Origin of the sequence: Paracoccus sp. AK26 (assembly GCF_011801365.1) — a bacterium.
Taxonomy (GTDB): domain Bacteria; phylum Pseudomonadota; class Alphaproteobacteria; order Rhodobacterales; family Rhodobacteraceae; genus Paracoccus; species Paracoccus aerius.
On sequence record NZ_CP041041.1, the window covers coordinates 396,277 to 418,394 of the forward strand.

Below are 22,118 nucleotides of genomic sequence, written 5' to 3' on the forward strand. Positions count from 1 at the left end.
GCTTCCTGCCTGCAGGACAGTGACAGGATAAGACGCAAATCCGGGGCAGACAATCTTGGCTTTCAGCAGCGGGTGGGTCATGACTACACCTGTGGGGTTTTCCGGCCTTGGTGTATTCGCGCATAGGATGTTGTGGCGCGGCTTTGTTTCGCGATCCAAGGCAGGCGTCACAACAGGAAGTCTTCGCAGTCGCGAAAGGAACAAAGGTGGCCACCGTTCAGACGGAAAAGCATGGCGCCACTGGCAGATGGGCCGGTCCTGCCGAGGAATATTTCTTCATGCCCGGTACCGATCCGGGACTTTTCCCGGTGGAACAGCCAGAGTGGTTGATTCGCCGCGCCCTCGGCGCCAGCGTCCGCCAGTATGCCCGCAGCGATCACGGAAACATCCAGAGGCGTCTTGAACGAAACCTTGAGGACAGATGGCGACAGGCGCCCTGTGTCTTCGAGACGAACACGGTTCCCGCAGTTGCCGAAGATGCCATGTTCAGTGCCGGAAGCCTTCAGATCAACGGCAAATGGCTTGCCAACGGGGCATCAGGCGACCGGATTTTCGCGCGGTTTCTGAAGCATAACAAGACGGACGAGGCCGTGGCCGCGATGATCTCGTTCTTCCGCCAGATGCGATCCGGGACCGACGCCGACCTGCCCCTGTGGGACGGTGCCATCAGGAACATGCCTGTCGGGATCGAGTGCCGGAACCGTGTCAATTATTACCACTTCATGACCGAAACCCTGCCTCAACTGACGCATTTCTGCGACCGTGAGACAGGCCAGATCACCATTCACTGCCGCAACGCCAGGACGTCAGCGTTCTCGGAACAGTTCACACACGCATTGTTCCCCGAACTAGAGGGCCGGATCGCCTTTACCGACCGTGCCTGCCGCTATGACCACGTTGTCATCCCATTCAACGCGCGGCATCTTGTGGCGGCGAACGGCGACCCGCGCATTGCCGAGGAACTTGATCGTCACGAAGGGGATCCGGCATGGCGGGATCTGACCGCCCATACGCAAAGCCGGAAATTCGTGCTCAAGAACACATTCGACCGTTCGTTGCGCCAAATGCGCGAACGGGCCCTTGCCAAGGCGGCCGAGGGGCCGGGCCGCAGGTTGGCGCGACGTATCTTCGTGGTCCGCGATCCCCAGAACGACGCGGTCAATCAAAGGGGTTTTCTGGGGCAGGACGCGCTGTGGGACCGGCTCCGGGCCCTGGGGTTCGAGAAGGTATATTTCGAGCGGCTTTCGCCCGTTGAGCAGATCTCTACCATGAACGCCGCCGAAGTGGTCGTTTCGGCGCACGGCGCCTTCTTCGCCAACATGATGTTCGCCAATCCCGACGCCCATGTGATCGAGATCGGCAGCATCCAGACGCAGTTCCACCGCTGGGGGGATTTCCTGGGCAATGCCCATGTCGCGGGCTGCCGCTATTCGGTGGTCTTTGCGGATCTGGCGCAAGAGGACCCTTCGGTCATCCCCTCGATCACCGACGGGCTGATCGGCGTGCGGGTGGGCAAGGCGGCAATCGACCTGATCTGCGACCTTGCGGAGGAAGGTCAGCCCGACTGATCGGCAGCCTGGATGCTGGTCTGGAAGCTGCTGTCGGGCTTGAAAGGCTTGAAGGCCATCTCGTGCATCGCCTCGATCCGATGCAGGTCGCGGTTCCGTTCGTCCAGCGTCAGCGGCGTCCAGGGCGTCTCGCCCCGGATCAGCCCGGCCTCCTTCAGGGTCCGATAGGTTTCGGGAAAGTCGATCTCGCCAAAGGAACTGCGGCTGGGGCGATTGGTGTTCAGCGGCAGCCAGTCGTTCTTCAGCGCATCCACCGTCAGGCAGCGGATTCCCTTGAAGCCGGTCAACTGCCGCGCGAACAGATCGCCGAAGTCCAGGCTGCGCCGCCGCAGGATCGCCACGGTCTGGTCGGCGTTGCCCACGTAGCCGATCAGGTGCAACGGCGAGCAATCGACCGAGATCACGACGCGCGCCGCCTTGTATTGGGCCAACTGGGCCAGTTTCTTTTCCTTCTGCGGATGGAAGATCGCATAGCCTTCCGCCGCCAGATATTCCTCGAGCTTCGCCTCGCCCAGAATGCCGCCGCGATCGGCCGGAAGCTGCGACCGAGAGATATAGATCCGCTCGGCTCCGGCCGGGGTCACGTCAATACCCGCGTGGCGGTTGATGAAATCCACGAACTTCCTGCTGCCGCCGGCAAGGTCGCCCAAGCCAAAGCCCTGCTTCGGGACATACAGCCGCTCGACCCGGACGGGTTCGGCGGGGCAGGCGATGGGAACGCCCGCCAGTCCAAAATTGTCGATCAACTCCCGGTAAACCTCGAAGGGGCGCAGGTTGTCCTTCATCTGGTTCTTGGGCGTGAAGACCAGCCCGTCGATCTTGTCACGCACCTGATCCAGAGCCCAGATCCGGGTCATGCTTTCCGTGATGAAATGCCCGAAATGGCCATAGCTGATGCCGGCGAACATATGCGTGCCGGCCATGTCGTGAATGGCCTCAGTCGGCGGCATCTTCGGTTCGGAATTGACCGGCAAGGTGCTGCTGGACCAACTGATCGAGTTGGCGACAAAGTCACCCTTGCTGTCCAGAACGCCCGAGGGCTGCCATTTCCCCATGCCTTTCGGCGTGGGCGGAACAACGATCGCATTCTCGATCAGGACCAGGTCGTCCGACTCGTTGTTCAGATCCAGCATCTTGCCCCCGCAGCATAGGTTCCGCAGGAATGTTTCTACGCAGAATTGTTAATGGCAACAACCCGGCTACCCAAGATTGTGGTCAAGCAGCCCATTCCCAAGGCCGCGTGAACTCGCCCAGCTTCGCCTTCACGGCCGCCTCGTCGACCTCGCCTTCGCGGGCAAGGCGCGCGACGAGGCCACGTTTCTTGTCCTCGACCACCTCGGCCACGCGGGCGCCGGTGCCGTCAAGAGCCTTGTCATAGACGCGGGTGATCGCCATGCGGCGCAGGTCGGGCTTGAAGATCTTGCCGACCGCCGTCTTGGGCAGTTCCGCCAGAATCTCGACATGCTTGGGAATGGCGGCGCGTTCGTGGATATGGGCCTTGGCGTGGGCCAGCAATTCGGACTCGGAGGCCTGGGCGCCGGCGACCAGTTCGACATAGACGCAGGGCAGCTCGCCCGCGAAGCTGTCGGGCTGGCCGATCGCGCCGGCAAAGGCCACGGCGGGATGGGACAGCATCGCCTCCTCGATCTCGGCGGGGTCGATGTTGTGGCCGCCGCGGATGATCAGGTCCTTGGCGCGGCCGGTGATCCACAGATAGCCGTCTGAATCCAGCCGCCCCAGGTCGCCCGTGCGCAGATAGATGTCCTCGGCGAAGAGTTTGTGGTTCTTGTCGGCCTCGGTGTAGGTGGACCCCGGAAAGACGCCGGGATTGGCCACGCAAATCTCTCCGACCACGTCGGTCGGACATTCACGGACATTGCCCGCATCGTCGTGGTGGAGAATGCGGACATGGGTATAGGGCAGGGGGATGCCCACCGAGCCGACCTTCTTCATGCCGTCTACGGGGTTGCAACTGACAAGGCAGGTGGCCTCGGTCAGGCCATAGCCTTCGGCAATCTCGACCCCGGTGGCGGACTTGAAGCGGTTGTAAAGCTCGATCGGCAGGGGGGCCGAGCCCGAGATCGCGGTCTTGAGCGAGCGGACATCGGCATTGACCGGCCGCTGCATCAGGGCGGCGATGGCGGTGGGCACGGTGATCAGGAAGGTCGCCTGCCAGCGTTCGATCAGCTTCCAGAAGTTGTCGAAGACCCCATCGCCCCGATATCCGGCAGGTGTGGGCATTACCACATGCGCGCCGGATGCGATGCAGGACATCAGGATCGGATAGGCCGCGAAGACGTGGAACATCGGCAGCGGGCACATCAGCACGTCGTTTTCGTCAAACAGCAGCGACCCGCCCAGCCAGCCGTTGTAGATCATGCCGGAATACTTGTGCTGCGCCACCTTGGGGGTTCCGGTCGTGCCGCCGGTGTGGAAATAGGCGGCCACGCGGTCCTGCTGGATGTCCTCGAAATCCAGGCGGGTGTGTTTTTCGGCGCTTGTCGCGGCCTCGAAGTTCAGGACCCTGGCCTTGTGCCTGCGCTTCACGCGGGGGCGGATCAGCGGCACGATGAAGCGTTTCAGCCCGCGCAGGTGGCGGTTCAAATCCACTTCGACCACATGGGTGACGTCCGGGGCCAAGGCCACGGCCTCGGCCGCCTTCTGGGCCACATCGGTCTTGGGGAATGCGCGCAGCGTGACCAGAACCTTGGCGCGGGTTTCGCGCAGGATGCCCGCGATCTGCTGGGCGTCCAGCAGCGGGTTGATGGGGTTGACGATCCCGGCGGTTGCACCGGCCAGCAGGACCACCGGGGTTTCGATGCTGTTGGGCAGAAGATAGGCCACCGTGTCGGTCGGCCCGACGCCCAGCTTGCGGAACAGGTTCGCCGTCTCGGTCACCCGTTCCAGCAGATCCTGCCAGGTCAGGGTCGAGGCGTGGCTTTTCGGATCGGCCAGAAGCTGGAAGCTGATCGCGGGGCGGTCGGGATAGCGTTCGGCTGTGCGGGCCAGAAAGCCGTAGAGCGTGACCGGCAAGTCCCTGGCCTCGTAAGGCATGGCTGCTTCCAAGGCATTGCGGTCGTCATAGCTGCTGAAACGCGTCATCGATCCCTCCCACGGGATCACCCTCCTGATCCCAATCAGGGCCAGAATGGGGCAACGACGGGAAAAGGGGCAAGGGTCTTGACGAAAGGGCGGAAAAGGACGCGGCGTCAGGACCGGCCGGACGCCGCGTCACCGGTCAATCCCGGGGAATGCGCAGGGTCTGGCCCGGATAGATCTTGTCCGGGTCCAGCAGCATCGGGTGGTTCGCCTCGAAGATCGCGTTGTATTTGTTGGCATTGCCAAGATAGGCCTTGGCAATCGCCGAAAGCGTTTCGCCCTTCTTGACGGTGTGGAACAAGGGCGCCTCCTCGGCCTGGGGCAGGTCGGCCTCGACCTTGGCGATGCCTTCGATATTGCCGACGGCCAGCACCAGTTTCTCGAGCGTTTCGCGATCCGCGCCCTTGGTCTCGATCTTCACCGTATCGCCGCGCAGGGTCAGGTGCACGTCATCCTTGTCCAGGTTCAGCGCCCGCAACTCGGCCTTGAGGGCGGCGACCTTGCGGGTCGTTTCCGGATCCTGACCGGGCTTTGCCGCAGCCGCCTCGGGCTGTGTGGCAGGCTTGGGCTCGGCGGCCTCGGCCTTGCCGAAGACCGATTTTCCGGCGTCCTTCACGAAGTCCCAAATTGCCATGGTTCATCCTTTGCTGATGGAAACTTGATCATTTCGTGAAAAACGCGGTCTTGAGCCAAGCGTTCCCTCTGGTTATGCCGTCGGGCCTTGCTATATAACAACCGTGCATTGTTAAATCATTCACACTTTCACCCGTAAGATGCGCTTAAACATCAAAGGTGAAGCATGATGACATCCCTTACCAAATTGCCTGTCTTGGCCCTTGGTTGCGCCATCCTTGCAGCCTGTGCGCAGACCTCTCCTGATATCAGCGTCGGCAAGAATGATCCCCATGCCATGCAGCTGATGCCGGCGGGGCAAGCCACCTGCCTTGCCACCAGTTCCAGCCAGAACAGCCATGGCGCGGCGGCAACCAATGCGGTGCGGCGCAGCGCGGGCTTGCCGCCTGTCCAGGCCAATCCGGTACTGGCCCGCGTGGCCGCGCAGCACGCCTGCGACATGGCGCAGCGTGGCCGCATGACCCATCTTGGCAGCAAGACCAGCGGCCCCGGCCCGCGCGTGAAGGCCGCGGGCTATGCCCCCCGCGTCACGGCCGAGAACATCGCCGCGGGACCATTCTCGCAGGAACGCGTGCTGTCCGAATGGAACGCGTCCAGCGGCCATCTGGCGAACATCATGATTCCGCAGGTCCGCGATTACGGCATCGGGCAGGCGATCGGGCCGGACGGCAAGACCCGCTTCTGGGCGGCGGTCTATGCCGCTCCGAAGTGATCAGGCGGGTTCCGGCAGGACCGGCATGTCGGTGAACTGCATCCGCGCCAGCCGGGCGTAAAGCCCGCCCTCGGACACCAGGGCATCATGGGTGCCCTGGGCCACGATCCGGCCGCCGTCGAAGACCACGATGCGGTCGGCCTTTTTCACCGTGGCCAGCCGGTGGGCAACCACGACGGTGGTGCGGTTTTCGGACAGCCGCTGCACGGCGGCCTGCACCAGCGATTCCGATTCCGCGTCAAGCGCGCTTGTGGCCTCGTCCAGCAACAGGACCGGCGCGTCGCGCAGGATGGCGCGGGCGATGGCGATGCGCTGGCGCTGGCCCCCCGACAGCATCACCCCGCGCTCGCCCAGGGGCGTGTCATAGCCCTGCGGCAGCGTGGTGATGAAATCATGGGCATGGGCCGCGCGGGCCGCGGCCTCGACCTCGGACGGGGGGGCATCGGGGCGGCCGAGGCGGATGTTCTCAAGCGCGGTCGTGGCGAAGATCACCGGATCCTGCGGGACAAGCGCCATGGCCTGCCGGAAATCGGCCCGCGCCATGTCGCGCAGGTCGATCCCGTCCAGCGTCACGCGGCCTGACGCCGGATCCCAGAACCGCTGGATCAACTGGATCACCGTGGTCTTGCCCGCGCCCGACGGACCGACCAGGGCCACCGTCTCGCCCGGTTTGATCGAAAGGCTGACATCATCAAGGGCCGAGACATCGGGCCGTGTCGGATAGCGGAAACTGACGCCGTCCAGCGTGATCTGGCCGCGCACCGGGCGGGGCAGGGGCAGGGGACGGGCAGGATCGGTCAGCGCATCCTCGGCCGACAGCAGTTCGCCCAGGCGTTCGGTCGCGCCCGCCGCGCGCTGCAGTTCGCCCCAGATCTCGGACAGGGCGCCGGTCGAACTGGCCACAAGGATGGCGTAGATCACGAATTGCACAAGTTGCCCGGCGGTCATCACGCCGGTTTGCACGTCGCGCGCGCCGATCCACAGAACGCCGATCACGCCCACGAAGATCAGGAAGATCACGATGGCGGTCATCACCGCCCGCGTGCGGATCCGCGTCAGCGCCACGCCGAACGAGCTTTCGGTCACGTCGTCAAAGCGCGCAATGCTGCGCCCTTCATGCGTGTAGGCCTGGACGGTCTGGGCTGCCAGCAGCGCCTCGGACGCTGCGCCCGAGGATGCGGCGATCCAGTCCTGGTTGGCGCGCGACAGGCCCCGCAGGCGGCGGCCAAGGACGATGATCGGCACAAGGATCGCCGGCACGATCAGCAGGACCAGCCCCATCAGCTTCAGCGAGGTGAAGGCCAGCATCGCCAGCCCGCCCGCCAGGATCAGCATGTTGCGCAGCGCGATGGACAGGGACGCGCCGATCACCGACTGGATCAGCGTCGTGTCGGTGGTGATGCGCGACAGGATCTCGCCGGTCATCACGCGCTCGAAGAAGGCGGGCGACAGGGTGATGACGCGGGCAAAGACGGCCTTGCGGATGTCTGCCACGACCCGTTCGCCCAGGCGGGTGACGAAGTAATACCGCGCCGCCGTGCCCAGGGCCAGCAGCGCCACGATCATCAGCGCCGCGCCGAAATAGTCGTCCAGCAGCCCGGCGCCATCGTCGAAATTGTCCACGACCCGCCGAGCCGCCAGCGGCAGGATCAGACTGATGGCCGAGGTCGCGGCAAGCGCGATCAGCGCCAGGCCCGCCTGGACGCGGTAGGGGCGGACAAAGGGCCAGAGCGCGCGCAGGGCGCCCACGCGCTTGCTGGTGGGCCGGTCAGGAGTAATCGTCGTGCCGCGTGCCATGTCTGCCTTTGCCGGTAGCTGTGCCAGGCGGGTTTAGGCCGTGGGACGCCTCAGGACAAGCGCGGGGCCAAGGGCATCAGCCGTCCGTCGGCCAGTTGCTCGGCGATGCGGTCCACTGCCCATGCCAGCTTTTCGTCGATGATGTGAAGGTATTGCGTCCAGTCCGACAGCGTCTGCAATTCGGCGACCCCGTCCGAGATCCCGCGCAGCCCGACCAGCGGCACCCCGAAATGCTGGGCCGCGCGCAGATGGGCGAATGTTTCCATGTCCACCATGTCCTCGGCCACAGCGTCATAGGCCGCCCCGCTGACGATGTTGGCGCCGGTGGACAGGGTGGCGGTCGGCACCCCCTCGACCCGGAGGGGCAATTCGACGCGGACCGGCAGGTCCAGCAGCGGCGTGCGGCCCTTTTCGAAGCCCAGGGGCGAGGCGTCCATGTCGCGATAGGCGACGGCCGTCACCTGATACACCTGCGCCTGTTCCAGCCGCGCCGACCCGGCCGAGCCCAGCGACACGATCAGCCGCGGCAGGTCGCGCATTCCGGCCAGGGCTGCGGTCAGCTGGACCGCGCCCTCGACCGGGCCGATGCCGGTGATGATCGGGTCGATCCGGGCGCGCAGGGCGGGGCCGTATTCGGCCTCGGCCGCCATGACGAACAGGACGGGCATGTCCGCGATCAGGCTGGATGTCTTTGTCATGGATCCTCGGAAAAGGCTGCTTTGGCAGGGGTCGCACGGGGCACGGCGAATGGTCAAGCATTGGGCCTTGCGGGGGCTTCCGCATCCGTGGCACTTGCGGGCGCATGGGGAAGGTCAGCGATCTTTACAGGCAGCGCGTGGCGGAAGGACGGATCGAGGCCGATCCGGCGCAGCTTTCCGTGCTGCCGCATCTGGACCGGGTGCTGGACGACATGGCCGCCACCCCCGCGCCGGAAAAGCGGTCGGCATGGCGGGCCTTCCTGGGCGTGGGCAGCCCGCCGCCCGCACCGGCTGCCCGGGGGCTTTACCTGTGGGGCGGCGTCGGGCGCGGCAAGTCGATGCTGATGGACCTGATGGCCGAGGCCGCAACGGTGCCGGCCCGGCGCGTGCATTTCCACGAATTCATGCAGGAAATCCAGGCGGGCCTGAACCGCGCCCGCCAGCGGGGCGACCAGGACACCGTGCGCCCCGTCGCGATGGAGGTCGCGGCCAAGGTCCGCCTTCTGTGCTTTGACGAGATGCAGATCACCGACATCGCCGATGCGATGATCGTGGGGCGGCTGTTCCAGGTGTTGCTGGAACAGGGCGTGGTGATCGTCACGACATCCAACCGCGTGCCCGAGGATCTGTACAAGCACGGGCTGAACCGGCAGTTGTTCCTGCCTTTCATCGACCTGATCCGCCAGCGGCTGGAGGTCGTCTGCCTGGACAGCCCCGTGGACCACCGGCAGGGCCGGGCGAGCGGCGGGCAGGTCTGGTTCTGCCCGGCCGATGCCGCCGCCAGGGACGCGATGGACGCGATCTGGGACAACATGACCGGCGGCGCGCAAGGCGAGGCCCGGCGGATCGAGGTCGGCGGGCGCAGCTTCACCCTGCCGCGATTCGCAAACGGCGCGGGCCGGTCGAGCTTCTGGGACCTGTGCGGCAAGCCCTTGGGCCCGGCCGACTACCTGGCGCTGACGCGCGAGGTGCGGGTGCTGATGATCGACGCGATCCCGCGCCTGTCCGCGTCCAACTATAACGAGGCCAAGCGCTTCGTCACCCTGATCGACGCGATCTATGAAGCCAAGGTGCGGCTGATCGCCAGCGCGGCGGACCAGCCGGAGCAGCTTTACAACGAAGGCGAGGGCAGCTTCGAGTTCGAGCGCACCGCCAGCCGCCTGCGCGAGATGCAGGATGCAGGTTGGGGGCGGGGGGCCTAGCCCTCAGCCATTCTCGCGCAGCACCCGGCCCGCCAGATACAGCGACCCGCAGATCAGGATCCGCGCCTGGGGATCCCGTGCGATAATGGCCGAAACGGCGACCGCTGCATCATCGGCCATGCCCGCGATCATGCCGACGCTTGCCGCGACGCCCGCGGTCGTGGCTGCGGGCAGGGTGTTCGGCTCTCCGGGGATCTCAATGGCGGTAAGGGAACAGGCATGGGCCGCCAGCGGGCGCAGATAGCCGGCGATGTCCTTGGTGTTCAGCATCCCGCAGACAAGATGCGTCGGGCGCATCGGCAGGGCGGCAAGCGTGGCGGCAAGCGCCTCGCCCCCGGCGGGGTTGTGGCCGCCGTCCAGCCACAGTTCCGCCTGCGGGCCGGCCAGGTCCACCAGCGGACCGTGGCGGAGCCGCTGCATCCGGGCGGGCCATTCAGCCTGGGTCACGGCGGCGTGGGCCTGGGCATCGGTCGCGCCCAGGTGGCGCAGGGTGGCAAGGGCGGTGCCAGCGTTCTGGATCTGGTGGGGGCCGATCAGGTTAGGCAACGGCAGGTCCCACAGCCCGTGGTCGTCCTGATAGACCATGCCGTCGCGGTCGCGCGCGATCATCCAGTGCTGGCCATGGGCGAAAACAGGCGCGGTCAGGCCGGAGGCCTTGGCCTCGATCACGCGCAGGGCCTCGTCCTGCTGGGGACCGACGATCACGGGGACGCCGCGCTTGATGATGCCGGCCTTTTCGCCCGCGATCAGGGGCAGCGTCTCGCCCAGGTATTGGGTATGGTCGATGCTGACCGGCGTGATGACCGTCAGGCGGGGGCTGTCGATCACGTTCGTGGCGTCCAGCCGGCCGCCAAGGCCCACTTCGAGCAGGGTGAAATCGGCAGGGGTGCGCGAGAAGGCCAGGAAGGCGGCTGCCGTCGTGATCTCGAAGAAGGTGATGGGCTGGGCCGCATTGGCGGCCTCGCATTCCTCCAGCGTGGCGGCGAGGTCGGCTTCCGCGATCAGATCGCCCGCCAAGCGGATGCGTTCATGGAAACGCGCCAGATGCGGCGAGGTATAGGCATGGACCCGTGCGCCACCGGCCTGCAGCCCCGCCCGGATCATCGCCTGGGTGCTGCCCTTGCCGTTCGTGCCGGCAATGTGAATCACCGGCGGGATGCGGCGCTCGGGGTTGCCAAGGGCCGCCAGCAGGCGGTGCATCCGGTCCAGCGACAGGTCGATGACCTTGGGATGCAGGGACATCAGGCGGTCGAGGATGGCGTCGGATTGGCTCATGGCGGCACAAGCCGGGGGCCAGCCCCCGGACCCCCGGGATGTTTGGGTGAAGAAGAAGCCTAGACGGCCTGCGCGGGTTCGGGCTGGATGGGTTCGATGACGGGCGCGGGCAGGTCGGCGCGGGTGGGGGCGGGCATTCCCCCGACCATGCGCAGGATCGAGACCAGTTCGTCGCGCAGTTTCTTGCGGTGCGTCACGCGGTCCAGCATCCCGTGTTCTAGCAGGTATTCGGCCCGCTGGAAGCCTTCGGGCAGTTTCTCGCGGATGGTCTGCTCGATCACGCGGGGGCCTGCAAAGCAGATCAGGGCGTTGGGTTCGGCGATCTGGATGTCGCCCAGCATGGCATAGCTGGCGGTGACGCCGCCGGTGGTCGGGTGGGTCAATACGACGATATAGGGCAGGCCTGCTTCCTTCAGCATCTCGACCGCGACGGTCGTGCGGGGCATCTGCATCAGGGACAGGATGCCTTCCTGCATCCGCGCGCCCCCGGCGGCGGAAAACAGCACCAGCGGGCGCTTGGTCTTCACGGCCCGTTCGGCGGCGGCGATGATGGCGTTGCCGACGTACATGCCCATCGACCCCCCCATGAAGCTGAAATCCTGGGCTGCGGCGATGATGGGGGTGCGGCCGATCTCGCCCTCGGCGACCAGCATCGCTTCCTTTTCGCCAGTGGATTTCTGGGCCGCCTTCATGCGGTCGGGGTATTTCTTCTGATCGCGGAACTGCAGCGGGTCGGCGATGGGCTCGGGGACCTTCACCTCGAGGAAAGCGCCGCCGTCGAACAGGGCGGTGAAGCGGTCGCGGGGGCTGATCGCCAGGTGGTGGTCGCAATTCGTGCAGACGTTCAGGTTGTCCGACAATTCGCGATGGAACAGCATCGTCCCGCATTCGGGGCATTTCGTCCACAGGTTCTCGGGCACCTCGCGGCGCGAGAACAGCGAATTGATGCGCGGACGGACGTAGTTGGTGATCCAGTTCATTCGCGGGCGGCCCCTGCTGTTTTCAAGCCACCGAGATAGGCCGCGACGGGGGGAATTGCAATTGCCGTGGCGGGCGGGAATGATGCGCGGCATGTGGGCCTCATTCCTCGTCATGCTGCATACGACGGTCACGCTGGCCCTTATCGCGCGCGTCCTGATCCGCCCGCGGCTGGATCCGTCTGTCCGCCTGGCCTGGATCATGGTCATCGAGGCGCTGCCCGTCGTGGGCATCCTGTCCTATATCCTGTTCGGCGAGGTTCGCATGAACCAGGCCGAGGTTCAGCGCATGGCCGACGTGCGCGACCGGCTGACCAACCTGCGCATCCCCAATCCCGCCGTCATCGCCGAGCCGCCGCATTACGCGCTGCCGGTGGTCGCGGCCAATGCGGCGGTAGGGGGCATGTCGGCCTTGTCGGGCAACCGCATCCACCTGCTGGAGGAAAGCGACGAGGCCATCGACCGGCTGATCGACAGCATCGACCGCGCCGTGGATCACGTCCATATCCTGTTCTACATCTGGCTGCCCGACCATTCCGGCCAAAAGGTGGCCGAGGCCGTGGCCCGCGCCGCCAGCCGGGGCGTCGAATGCCGGGTGATCGTGGATGCGCTTGGATCGCGCCTGCTGGTGCGTTCGCCCCTTTGGGCGCAGATGCAGAAAGCGGGCGCAGAATGCGTCACCGCATTCCCCTGGGGCCTGCCCTTCATCAGCGTCTTGTTCCGCAGGCTGGATCTGCGCAACCACCGCAAGATCCTGGTGGTCGACAACCGCCTCGCCTTTTCCGGCAGCCGCAACTGCGCGGACATGGCCTTCGCCATCAAGCCGCGCTTTGCCCCCTGGGTCGATATCCTGATGTCGGTCGAGGGGCCGGTCGTGCGGCAGTTCCAGTCGGTCTTCCTGGGCGACTGGATGAGCTATACCGGCAAGGACCTGGGCTACATGCTGCAGCCCGTGGAACCGGTGGCCGATCCGGGCGACATCGCCCAGGTCATACCCACCGGGCCGGATCGGCGGCAGGGGTCGATCTCGGACTGCCTGTCCGGGATGCTTCATGCGGCGCGCGACCGGGTGGTGATCACGACGCCATACTACGTTCCCGACACCGCCCTGGACGCAGCCGTCCGCGCCGCCGCCCGGCGGGGGGTCGAGGTGACGATGATCCTGCCGGCGCGCAACGATTCCATCGTGGTGGGCGCGACCAGCCAGGGGTTCTATTATGGCCTTCTGGCGGCGGGGGCGCGGATCCTGCTGTTCCAGGACGGCTTGCTGCATTCCAAGATCATGACCGTGGACGGCCGGATGGGCATGGTCGGCAGCGCCAACCTGGACCGCCGTAGCTTCGAGTTGAACTACGAGGTCAACATGGCCGTCTTCGACCGCGACTTCATCGAAGAACTGGACGCGCGGCAGGAAAGCTATGCCGAACGCGCGCGAGAGATTACGCTGGAGGAGGTCCGCAACTGGTCGATCCTGCGCCGGTTGCGCAACAACCTGCTGGCCCTGGCGTCGCCATTGCTGTGAGGGGACATGGAAAGCCAAGATATCGCTGAACGGCTGGCGGGCCTGGATGGCTGGACCCTGACCCCAGAGGGCAAGGCGATCACCCGCCACTTCGCGTTCAAGGGTTTTGCCAAGGCGGTCGAGATGGCGAACCTGGCGGCCTGGCTGGGCAACAAGCGCGGCCATCACCCCGACGTGGCCTTCGGCTGGGGCTATTGCCAGGTTACCTTCACCACCCATGATGCGGGCGGTCTGACGGACGCGGATTTCACTGCCGCGGCGCATCTGGACGCCCTGCTGCGCTGAGGCTTGTTCGCGCCCAGGTTGCAGTTTATCCACGGGGGACAAGGACAAGGTGCCCTCATGGTCATGCGGCTGCTTGACATCTTCGGTCTGGATCGGCGGCGCCCGGATTGGGTCCGCCTGGCCGAGCGGCTGGACCGCAGGCCGAAGCCTGTGGACCCCGACCTGCGCGAGGAAGCGCAGCGCCTGCATCGCCACCTGTCGCGCTTCCTGCAGATCTCGGACCCTTGGATGCTGCGCAAGACCGGTGTTGCCGAGGATGACCTGCCGCCCGGCACCGACTGGCATTGGCGGCCCCGGCTGCTGTGCGGGCAGGTCAGCCCCAGGGCCGTTGTCGCGCCGGAAAACGGCCACCGCCTGGGCGAGGATGCGGCCCTGTGGCACGACTGCCCCTATAACGCGCTGATCCTGCGCCAGTCTGCACGGCCACGCCCCGGACAGGCTGCCTGCTATGCCCTGCAGGTCGAGATGATGGGCAATTCCTGCGGCTTCCTGTCCTTGGCCCTGGACCTGCCCGGCGACGCCTTGGGCGGGCTGGGGCCGGAACGCGTGCTGCAACTGGACACGGTGATGGACGCGGAACGAGCCATCACCATCTATGCCCGGATCAACCTGGTCCAAGGCCCGAATACCGAGACCATGCTGCGCCAGTTGGGCCACCCGGCGGAAGGAAGGGGCGCGCGCCGGCGGGTCGAGTTCGACCTGGCATATGCCGACCTTGCCAACCGGCCCATCGAACGCGCCTGGCTGGACCTGATCTTCGAATCGCCCCGCCTGAACGCGGTCACCATCAACGACGTGCTGGTGTCGCATCACCCGCGCGCCCAGGCCTGAAGGGACAAGCCATGACGTTCGAGGATCACGGCTTGTCCGCGGGCTGCTGGACCGGGGCCTTGCAGTCCGACGACCCGCCTGCGGCGCTGTGCCTGGTCCATCGGGGCAAGGCGGTGGCGCAGGCAAGGCTGCGCGAGGCCGGGCCGGGCACCTGGTCCGTGGCCGTGGATCTGCCGGGATCGGTGATCGACCGGGGGGTGCATGGGTTGCTGCTGGTGGCGGGCGATCCTGACAAGGTCGGATCGCAGGTGCTGGCCAGCCTGACCCTTGTCGCGGGCACCGTCGCGGGCGAGGAGCTGCTGGCCGAGGTCGCGCAGCTTCGGGCGGAACTTGACCTGGTGAAGCGCGAATTCCGGCGGTTCGCCTCGGGCGGCTGAGGGCTGTCACGCCCCTGACACCGTTCCTTGCGAAAAGCACGGGCCGTGGCTATATCGGCGCTTTCGCTTTCAGCCCAAAGGTTTCGCATGGCCGGGATGCAGACGCCCTTCTACCTGATCGACAAATCCGCGTTGCGTCGCAACATGGAACAGGTCGCGCGCCTGCGCGAGGCGTCCGGGGCCAAGGCGCTGCTGGCGCTGAAATGCTTCGCCACCTGGTCGGTCTTCGACCTGATGCGCGACTACATGGACGGAACCACCTCGTCGTCCTTGTTCGAACTGCGCCTTGGGCACGAAACCTTTGGCAAGGAAACCCATGCCTATTCCGTCGCCTGGGCCGATCACGAGATCGACGAGGCGGTGTCCTATTCCGACAAGATCATCTTCAACAGCCTGTCCCAGCTTGACCGCTTTGCCGACCGCGCCAAGGGCGTGACAACCGGCCTGCGCCTGAACCCGCGCTTTTCCACCAGCGGCTTCGACCTGGCCGACCCGGCGCGACCCTTCAGCCGCCTGGGCGAATGGGATCTGTCGCGGCTGGAACAGGCGATGGACCGCATCAGCGGCGTGATGATCCATTACAACTGCGAAAACCGCGACTTCGACCTGTTCGACAGCCAGCTGACCCGGATCGAGACCGAGTTCGGCGAGATCCTGAAGCGGCTGGACTGGGTCAGCCTTGGCGGCGGCATCCATTTCACCGGCGAGGGCTATCCGGTCGAGCGTCTGGCGGACCGGCTGAAGGCCTTCCAGGACCGTTTCGGCGTCCAGGCCTATCTTGAACCGGGCGAGGCCAGCATCACCGGCACCACCACGCTGGAGGTCAGCGTGCTGGACATCATCGACAACGGCAAGAAGGTCGCGATCGTCGACAGCAGCATCGAGGCGCATATGCTGGATCTGCTGATCTATCGCGAAACCGCCAAGCTGCCGCAGTTGGGCACCCACGAATACCAGATCGCGGGCAAGACCTGCCTTGCGGGCGACATCTTCGGCGACGGGCGCTTCGACAAGCCCCTGGCCGTCGGCGACCGGATCAGCATCGCGGACGCGGCGGGTTATACCATGGTCAAGAAGAACTGGTTCAACGGCGTGGCCATGCCCGCCATCGCCATCAGGGAAGAGGACGGCAGCGTCCGCAGCGTCCGCAGCTTTCCCTACGAAGACTACAAGTCCAGCCTGTCCTAAGGCGCCCTCTCTGCAACCCCGGAAAGGATCCAGAATTGGCCAAGAAGAACGTCCTCATCATCGGCGCGGGTGGCGTCGCGCAAGTCGTGGCGCACAAGGTTGCGCAATGGGCCGCGGAATTTGGCGAGTTGCACATCGCCAACCGCACCCAGGCACGGGCTGACGCGATCATCGGCAGCCTGCGCGACAAGGGCCACCAGATGCCCTTCGCCAGCCACGCGCTGGACGCGATGAATGCGGGCGCGGTCGAGGGGCTGATCCGCCAGGTGGATGCGGGCATCGTCATCAATGTGGGTACGGCCTTCATCAACATGACCGTTCTGGAGGGCTGCATCCGCGCGGGCGCAGCCTATATCGACACGGCCATCCACGAGGATCCGGCCAAAGTCTGCGAAACGCCGCCCTGGTATGGCAACTATGAATGGAAGCGCCGCGATGATGTGGCGGCGGCCGGGATCACCGCGATCCTGGGCGCGGGCTTCGATCCGGGCGTGGTCAACGCCTATGCCCGCCTGGCCGAGGACGAATATTTCGACAAGATCGACAGCATCGACATCGTGGACATCAACGCCGGTTCCCACGGCCGCTGGTTCGCCACGAACTTCGACCCCGAGATCAACTTCCGCGAATTCACCGGCACGGTCTATTCCTGGCAGGGCGGCGAATGGCGCACGAACAAGATGTTCGAGGTCGGGCGTGAATGGGATCTGCCCGTCGTCGGCAAGCAGAAGGCCTATCTGTCGGGCCATGACGAGGTCCACAGCCTGTCAGCCCGCTACAAGGACGCCGATGTGCGGTTCTGGATGGGCTTTGGCGACCACTACATCAACGTCTTCACCGTGCTACAGAACCTGGGCCTTCTGTCCGAACAGCCGGTGAAAACCGCCGAGGGGCAAGAGGTCGTGCCCTTGAAGGTCGTCAAGGCCGTGCTGCCAGATCCGGCCAGCCTTGCCCCCGATTACCAGGGCAAGACCTGCATCGGCGATCTGGTCAAGGGCAGCCTGAACGGCAAGCCGGGCGAGGTCTTCATCTACAACGTCGCCGACCACAAGGAAGCATTCAACGAAGTCGGCAGCCAGGGCATCAGCTATACCGCAGGCGTGCCTCCGGTCGCGGCGGCGGTGCTGGTCGCGCGCGGCACCTGGGATGTGAAGCGAATGGCCAATGTCGAGGATCTGCCCGCCCGGCCCTTCCTGGAACTTCTTGGGGACATGGGCCTGCCTACTCGCGTGATCGACGCGACGGGTGACCACCCCCTGTAATCGGGCCCCTTGCGGCTTGACGCTGGCGGCGGTCCGGAACATCGGGCCGCCGTTCGCGTTCGGTGCTGGCGTTGATGCAGGGGGGACGCCGTGGCCGAAAAATACAGCTTTCCGCGCTTTCGAACCGAAAGCAGCGGCAGAAGCGAACGTGCAGCCAACTGGGCCGTCATCGGCATCTTCCTGATCCTTGGCTTTGCAGCCATTGCCGCCGGGCGCGATTTCCTGATGCCGGTCACGCTGGCGGCCTTGCTGTTCTTCGTCTTCACGCCCCTGCGCCGCCTTGCACGCCGGCGCGGCATTCCGGACGCGCTGACCGCGACGGGAATCACGCTGGGGCTTGTCGTGACGGTGGTTCTGATCGGCCTGGCCGCCAGCGGCCCGATCAGCCGGGCGGCCGAGAACCTGCCCACCATCAAGATCCGCCTGGAACAGAAGTTCAGCGACATCCGCGAATCCTTCGAAGAGCTTCAGCAGGCCGCGCAAGAGATCGAGCAGGTCCAGGCCAGCGACGACCCCGAACAGCAGGAGCCCATCAAGGTCGAGCAGGTCAGCGAAAGTCCCCTCACCTCGTTGATGAAGTTCACGCCCGCCATCGCCGGGCAGGTGGTCTTCACGCTGTTCCTGCTGTTCTTCATGCTGGCGTCGGGCGACCTTCTGTATCTCAAGATCGTGCAAAGCTTCGACACCATGGCCGAAAAGCGAAGCGCCTATCTGGCCCTGCGCCAGATCGAGGATTCGCTGGGCAACTACCTTGGCGCGATCACCATCATCAATGCGGGGCTGGGGCTGGCGGTCGGGCTTGCCATGTTCGCCTGGGGAATGCCCGGCGCGGTGCTGTTCGGCCTGGGCGCCTTTATCCTGAACTTCATCCCCTATCTGGGCGCGATCGTGGGGGTCATCTCCTCGGCCCTGGTCGCGCTTGTCGTGATGCCGGGGCTGTTCTGGCCGCTGATGGTGGCGGGCAGCTATCTTCTGCTGACCTCGCTGGAAGGGCAGATCATCACGCCCTATTTCGTGTCGCGCCGGCTGCAGATGAACGCGGTGGTGGTGTTTCTGGCCGTGGCGCTTTGGGCATGGCTGTGGTCGGTGATCGGCATGATCATCGCCGTGCCGGTGCTGGTGGTGATGCGCGTCTTGGCCGACTATGTCCCCGGCTGGGAAAAGTTCGGCAATTTCCTGGCGGGCGAGGATCCCCCCACGCTGGAGGACGAGGACGAGGAAGAAGCCCGCGAGATCGTCGAGGCGGGCAGCGTGGCCGAGGACGAGGCCGCAGCCCGCGAAGTGACGGCCGAGATCGTCGAGGACGAGATTCCGGGAAGCGGCAAAACATGAAAAGGGCCGCCACGCGGGCGGCCCTTCCGACTGGTCCGATGGGTCCGTCAGCCGGGCAGTTGCGCGGCGACCTGATTGACGGCCGCCTCGATCTGCTTGCACTGCGCGTCGACCGTCGTGTTCTGGTTGGCGGCGGCATTGGCCAGCGTCACCTCGGTCTCGCCAATGGACACGGTACCGGCGGCACCCTTCGCCTCGGCCTGGTCGCCTGCGGCGGTGTCGCCCGCGGGCAGCATTCCCACCATCTTTTCCTGGGCTGCAACGGCTTCGGTCCCGGTATGGCCCTGGTCCGCGCAGTATTTCAGGATGCCCAGCTGGTTGCGCGCGGCCTCGTAGGCCAGCGACGGGTCGATCGGTTCGGCCGCCGGGGCCGTCTGCGCGAAAGCCGCCGGGGCGGCCAGAACCAGCCCGAGGGCGAAAGCAGTATTGCGGAACATCTGAACTCCTTCATGTCCGTCCTAGGATGCGCCGCCGGACGGCGCGCAGGACAACGGGCTTGGCGGGCGGGGGTTGCAGAGGCGTCTGCAAACCGCGGGATCCTGCTGGAAACTGACAAGCCGGACGGTTGGAATCCGCCTATCCGGCTTTTTCCGGAATGCAGAAAAACTTTTCACCATATCTTGGAAAATGCAGGGGCTTGACGTAAACCGATTCAAAGTGCGCGATGGTATACCGTCGCCCCAGTTGAAAGGAGCAGCCGCATGAGCCAGACCCGCTATGTCCCCAAACACGGCCTAGAGGTGGCCGAGGAACTTGCAGCCTTTGTCGAAGGCCAGGTGCTGCCGGGAACGGGCATCGATGCCGACCGCTTCTGGTCGGGCTATGGGGAACTGCTGCGCGACTTCGGGGCCGAAAACCGCGCGCTGCTGGATCGACGGGCCGAATTGCAGGGCCGGATCGACGCTTGGCACAAGGCCCGGGGAAACCAGCCTTGGGATATCACCGCTTATCGCGCCTTCCTGACCGAGATCGGCTACCTGGTCCCCGAACCCGCGCCCTTTGCCGTCGACAACGGCCAGATCGACCCGGAAATTGCCCAGGTCGCCGGGCCGCAGCTTGTGGTGCCGGTCAGCAATGCCCGCTTCGCGCTGAACGCCGCCAATGCCCGCTGGGGATCGCTGTATGACGCGCTGTACGGGTCCGACGTGCTGGGGCCGCCGCCGCCCGCGGGCGGCATCGAGCCCGCGCGCCGCGAGGCGGTGGTGGCCCGCGCCGCGCAGTTCCTGGACGAGACCTTTCCCCTGACCAGCGGCAGCCATGCCGAGGTGTCGGCCTATGATGCCGATGCCGAGGGGCTGAAGGCCACCGTCGCCGGCTCGGTCGTGACGCTGCGCGATCCTGCGGCCTATGTCGGGCGCCGGGCCGAGGGCGGCGATACCGGGCTGGTGCTGCGTCACAACGGGCTTCATGTCGAACTGGTCATCAATCCCGGCCACCCGATCGGCGCGGCGTCGGCGTCCGGCCTGCGCGACGTGGTCGTGGAAGCCGCCCTCAGCGCGATCCAGGATTGCGAGGACAGCGTTGCCGCCGTCGATGCCGAGGACAAGGTCGCCGTTTACGCCAACTGGCTGGGGCTGATGAAGGGCGATCTGGCCGACAGCTTCGAAAAGGGCGGCAAGACCATGACCCGCCGCCTGGCCGGCGACCGGCAGGTGACCCGCCCCGACGGCAGCACCCTTGTCCTTCAGGGCCGCGCGCTGCTGCTGGTGCGCAACGTGGGCCTGCTGATGACCACCGATGCCGTGCGCCTGGACGGACAGGACACGCCCGAGGGGCTGATGGATGCGATGGTCACGACTGCCTGCGCGATCCACGACATCAGAAAGACCGAAGGCCCGCGGAACAGCCGCGCCGGCGCGATCTATGTGGTGAAGCCCAAGATGCATGGCCCGGACGAGGCCGCATTCGCCGATCGCAGTTTCACCAAGGTGGAACAGATCCTGGGCCTGCCCGCTAACACCGTGAAGCTGGGCCTCATGGACGAGGAACGCCGCACAAGCGCGAACCTTGCCGCATCCATCCACGCGATCCGCAACCGGGTGTTCTTCATCAACACCGGCTTCCTGGACCGCACGGGGGACGAGATCCACACCTCGATGCAGGCCGGCGCCTTTGCGGGGCGGGATGCGACGCGCCGGTCCGGCTGGCTGAAGGCCTATGAGGACCGCAACGTGCTGATCGGCCTGAACTGCGGGCTGCGCGGCCGCGCGCAGATCGGCAAGGGCATGTGGGCCAAGCCCGACGCCCTGGCCGAGATGCTGGGCGCCAAGATCGCCCATCCGCAATCGGGCGCCAACACCGCCTGGGTCCCCAGCCCCACGGCGGCCACGCTGCACGCGCTGCATTACCACATGGTCGATGTGGCAGCCCGGCAGGACGAATTGCAGGGCCAGCCCGTGCCCGACCTGGATGCGCTGCTGACCCCCGCCCTGATGGGGGACACGCCCCTGCCGCAGGACCAGATCCTTCGCGAGTTGGACAACAGCGCCCAGGGGATCCTGGGATACGTGGTCCGTTGGGTGGACCAGGGCGTCGGCTGTTCCAAGGTGCCCGACATCGACGACGTGCCGATGATGGAAGACCGCGCCACCTGCCGCATCAGCGCGCAGCTTCTGGCAAACTGGCTGGAACAGCGCCTGATCACCCGCGACCAGGTCGAGGATGCGCTGCGCCGCATGGCGTTGAAGGTGGACGAACAGAACGCAGGCGATCCGAACTATGTCCCCATGGCCCCCGGCTTCGACGGTCCCGCCTTCGAGGCCGCGCGCGACCTGGTGCTGACGGGCACGACCCAGCCCTCCGGTTACACGGAACCCGCGCTGCACGCACGGCGCAGGCAAGCCAAGGCGCTGCGGGGCTGAGAACCGGCAAAGGGCTTGCCGCCGCCGCGGGCGGCAAGCTAACCTCCGCATGATTGCGGGGTGCGGATGTCCGACAACAGAAATCAGATCGATGCCGCCTGCCATTGCGGCACGGTCCGGTTCAGGATGCGGCTGACGGACGGCTTCAACACCGTCCGCAGATGCACTTGTTCCTATTGCCGGATGCGCGGCGCGGTCGCCGTATCCGCCCAGCTTGGCGACATCGAGTTTGTCGGGGGGCGGGACAACCTGACGCTTTATACCTTCAACACGGGCTCGGCGAAGCATTACTTCTGCAAGACCTGCGGGATCTATACCCACCATCAGCGCCGGTCGAACCCCGAACAGTTCGGCGTGAACGTGGCCTGCCTCGACGGCGTCAGTCCCTTCGATTTCCCCGAGGTTCCCGTTCTGGACGGCGTATCCCATCCCAAGGACACGGATGCCGGGCCAAGGCTTGCAGGGATCCTGCGCTTTGACCCGGCATCGTGAAGCGGCC

General features: G+C 65.7%; 20 protein-coding genes. 12 read left to right on the forward strand and 8 right to left on the reverse strand.

The genetic code is table 11. The features are described 5' to 3' along the window. The first annotated feature begins 110 nt into the window (after positions 1-110). Positions 111-1,568, forward strand: coding sequence for a DUF563 domain-containing protein (locus FIU66_RS01900; RefSeq protein ID WP_240544765.1), 1,458 nt, complete (start codon positions 111-113; stop codon positions 1,566-1,568). Here the strand turns inward: FIU66_RS01900 and FIU66_RS01905 are convergent. From FIU66_RS01905 to lysM, 3 genes are all read right to left on the reverse strand, one after another. Continuing rightward, positions 1,556-2,701 (reverse strand): glycosyltransferase 61 family protein, encoded by a 1,146-nt coding sequence (locus FIU66_RS01905; protein ID WP_167621135.1) that lies wholly within the window; start codon positions 2,699-2,701, stop codon positions 1,556-1,558. The two genes, FIU66_RS01900 and FIU66_RS01905, sit on opposite strands and share 13 nt — an antisense overlap. An 82-nt stretch (positions 2,702-2,783) precedes the next feature. Then, the gene (locus FIU66_RS01910) at positions 2,784-4,670 is read right to left on the reverse strand and encodes an acyl-CoA synthetase (protein ID WP_167621136.1); all 1,887 of its coding nucleotides are present in this window, start codon (positions 4,668-4,670) and stop codon (positions 2,784-2,786) included. A gap of 136 nt (positions 4,671-4,806) precedes the next feature. Then, positions 4,807-5,301, reverse strand: coding sequence for a peptidoglycan-binding protein LysM (gene lysM, locus FIU66_RS01915; protein ID WP_167621137.1), 495 nt, complete (start codon positions 5,299-5,301; stop codon positions 4,807-4,809). Between the two features lie 276 nt (positions 5,302-5,577). On the opposite strand from lysM, the gene FIU66_RS01920 reads away from it, so the two are divergent. Beyond that, complete coding sequence (locus FIU66_RS01920; RefSeq protein ID WP_240544715.1) at positions 5,578-6,012, forward strand: CAP domain-containing protein; 435 nt, start codon at positions 5,578-5,580, stop codon at positions 6,010-6,012. Here the strand turns inward: FIU66_RS01920 and FIU66_RS01925 are convergent, their stop codons facing one another. Both FIU66_RS01925 and FIU66_RS01930 read right to left on the reverse strand, forming a co-directional pair. Then, positions 6,013-7,809, reverse strand: coding sequence for an ABC transporter transmembrane domain-containing protein (locus FIU66_RS01925; RefSeq protein ID WP_167621138.1), 1,797 nt, complete (start codon positions 7,807-7,809; stop codon positions 6,013-6,015). Between the two features lie 50 nt (positions 7,810-7,859). Further along, complete coding sequence (locus FIU66_RS01930; RefSeq protein WP_167621139.1) at positions 7,860-8,507, reverse strand: 5'-methylthioadenosine/S-adenosylhomocysteine nucleosidase; 648 nt, start codon at positions 8,505-8,507, stop codon at positions 7,860-7,862. A gap of 104 nt (positions 8,508-8,611) precedes the next feature. On the opposite strand from FIU66_RS01930, the gene zapE reads away from it, so the two are divergent. Next, complete coding sequence (zapE, locus tag FIU66_RS01935; RefSeq protein ID WP_167621140.1) at positions 8,612-9,709, forward strand: cell division protein ZapE; 1,098 nt, start codon at positions 8,612-8,614, stop codon at positions 9,707-9,709. 3 nt (positions 9,710-9,712) lie between these two features. On the opposite strand, the gene FIU66_RS01940 is transcribed toward zapE, so the two are convergent. Next, positions 9,713-10,984, reverse strand: coding sequence for a folylpolyglutamate synthase/dihydrofolate synthase family protein (locus FIU66_RS01940; protein ID WP_167621141.1), 1,272 nt, complete (start codon positions 10,982-10,984; stop codon positions 9,713-9,715). 59 nt (positions 10,985-11,043) lie between these two features. Continuing rightward, the gene (accD, locus tag FIU66_RS01945) at positions 11,044-11,964 is read right to left on the reverse strand and encodes an acetyl-CoA carboxylase, carboxyltransferase subunit beta (protein WP_167621142.1); all 921 of its coding nucleotides are present in this window, start codon (positions 11,962-11,964) and stop codon (positions 11,044-11,046) included. Between the two features lie 112 nt (positions 11,965-12,076). Between accD and cls the strand changes: the two genes are divergently transcribed. The 7 genes from cls to FIU66_RS01980 all read left to right on the forward strand — a co-directional run bounded on the left by cls (position 12,077) and on the right by FIU66_RS01980 (position 18,758). After that, entirely contained in the window at positions 12,077-13,483 is a 1,407-nt protein-coding gene (gene cls / locus FIU66_RS01950) for a cardiolipin synthase (protein ID WP_240544716.1), read from the forward strand. A 6-nt stretch (positions 13,484-13,489) separates the two neighbouring features. Continuing rightward, positions 13,490-13,768, forward strand: a complete 279-nt coding sequence (locus tag FIU66_RS01955; RefSeq protein ID WP_167621144.1) for a 4a-hydroxytetrahydrobiopterin dehydratase — start codon at positions 13,490-13,492, stop codon at positions 13,766-13,768. Between the two features lie 63 nt (positions 13,769-13,831). Beyond that, a complete protein-coding gene (locus tag FIU66_RS01960; RefSeq protein ID WP_167621145.1) occupies positions 13,832-14,599 on the forward strand; it encodes a DUF6478 family protein in 768 nt (255 codons plus the stop codon). A gap of 11 nt (positions 14,600-14,610) precedes the next feature. Continuing rightward, entirely contained in the window at positions 14,611-14,976 is a 366-nt protein-coding gene (locus FIU66_RS01965; RefSeq protein WP_167621146.1) for a hypothetical protein, read from the forward strand. 87 nt (positions 14,977-15,063) lie between these two features. Then, on the forward strand, positions 15,064-16,164 hold the full coding sequence (gene nspC, locus FIU66_RS01970; RefSeq protein WP_167621147.1) for a carboxynorspermidine decarboxylase: 1,101 nt from the start codon (positions 15,064-15,066) through the stop codon (positions 16,162-16,164). Between the two features lie 35 nt (positions 16,165-16,199). Next, complete coding sequence (locus FIU66_RS01975; protein ID WP_167621148.1) at positions 16,200-17,426, forward strand: saccharopine dehydrogenase family protein; 1,227 nt, start codon at positions 16,200-16,202, stop codon at positions 17,424-17,426. Between the two features lie 90 nt (positions 17,427-17,516). After that, a complete protein-coding gene (locus FIU66_RS01980; RefSeq protein WP_167621149.1) occupies positions 17,517-18,758 on the forward strand; it encodes an AI-2E family transporter in 1,242 nt (413 codons plus the stop codon). 47 nt (positions 18,759-18,805) lie between these two features. On the opposite strand, the gene FIU66_RS01985 is transcribed toward FIU66_RS01980, so the two are convergent. Further along, positions 18,806-19,195: a pore-forming ESAT-6 family protein gene (locus FIU66_RS01985; protein WP_167621150.1), complete on the reverse strand. Its 390-nt coding sequence runs from the start codon at positions 19,193-19,195 to the stop codon at positions 18,806-18,808. A 264-nt stretch (positions 19,196-19,459) separates the two neighbouring features. Between FIU66_RS01985 and FIU66_RS01990 the strand changes: the two genes are divergently transcribed. Continuing rightward, a complete protein-coding gene (locus FIU66_RS01990; RefSeq protein WP_167621151.1) occupies positions 19,460-21,619 on the forward strand; it encodes a malate synthase G in 2,160 nt (719 codons plus the stop codon). A 66-nt stretch (positions 21,620-21,685) separates the two neighbouring features. Next, positions 21,686-22,111 (forward strand): GFA family protein, encoded by a 426-nt coding sequence (locus FIU66_RS01995; protein ID WP_167621152.1) that lies wholly within the window; start codon positions 21,686-21,688, stop codon positions 22,109-22,111. The last annotated feature ends 7 nt before the right edge of the window (positions 22,112-22,118 follow it).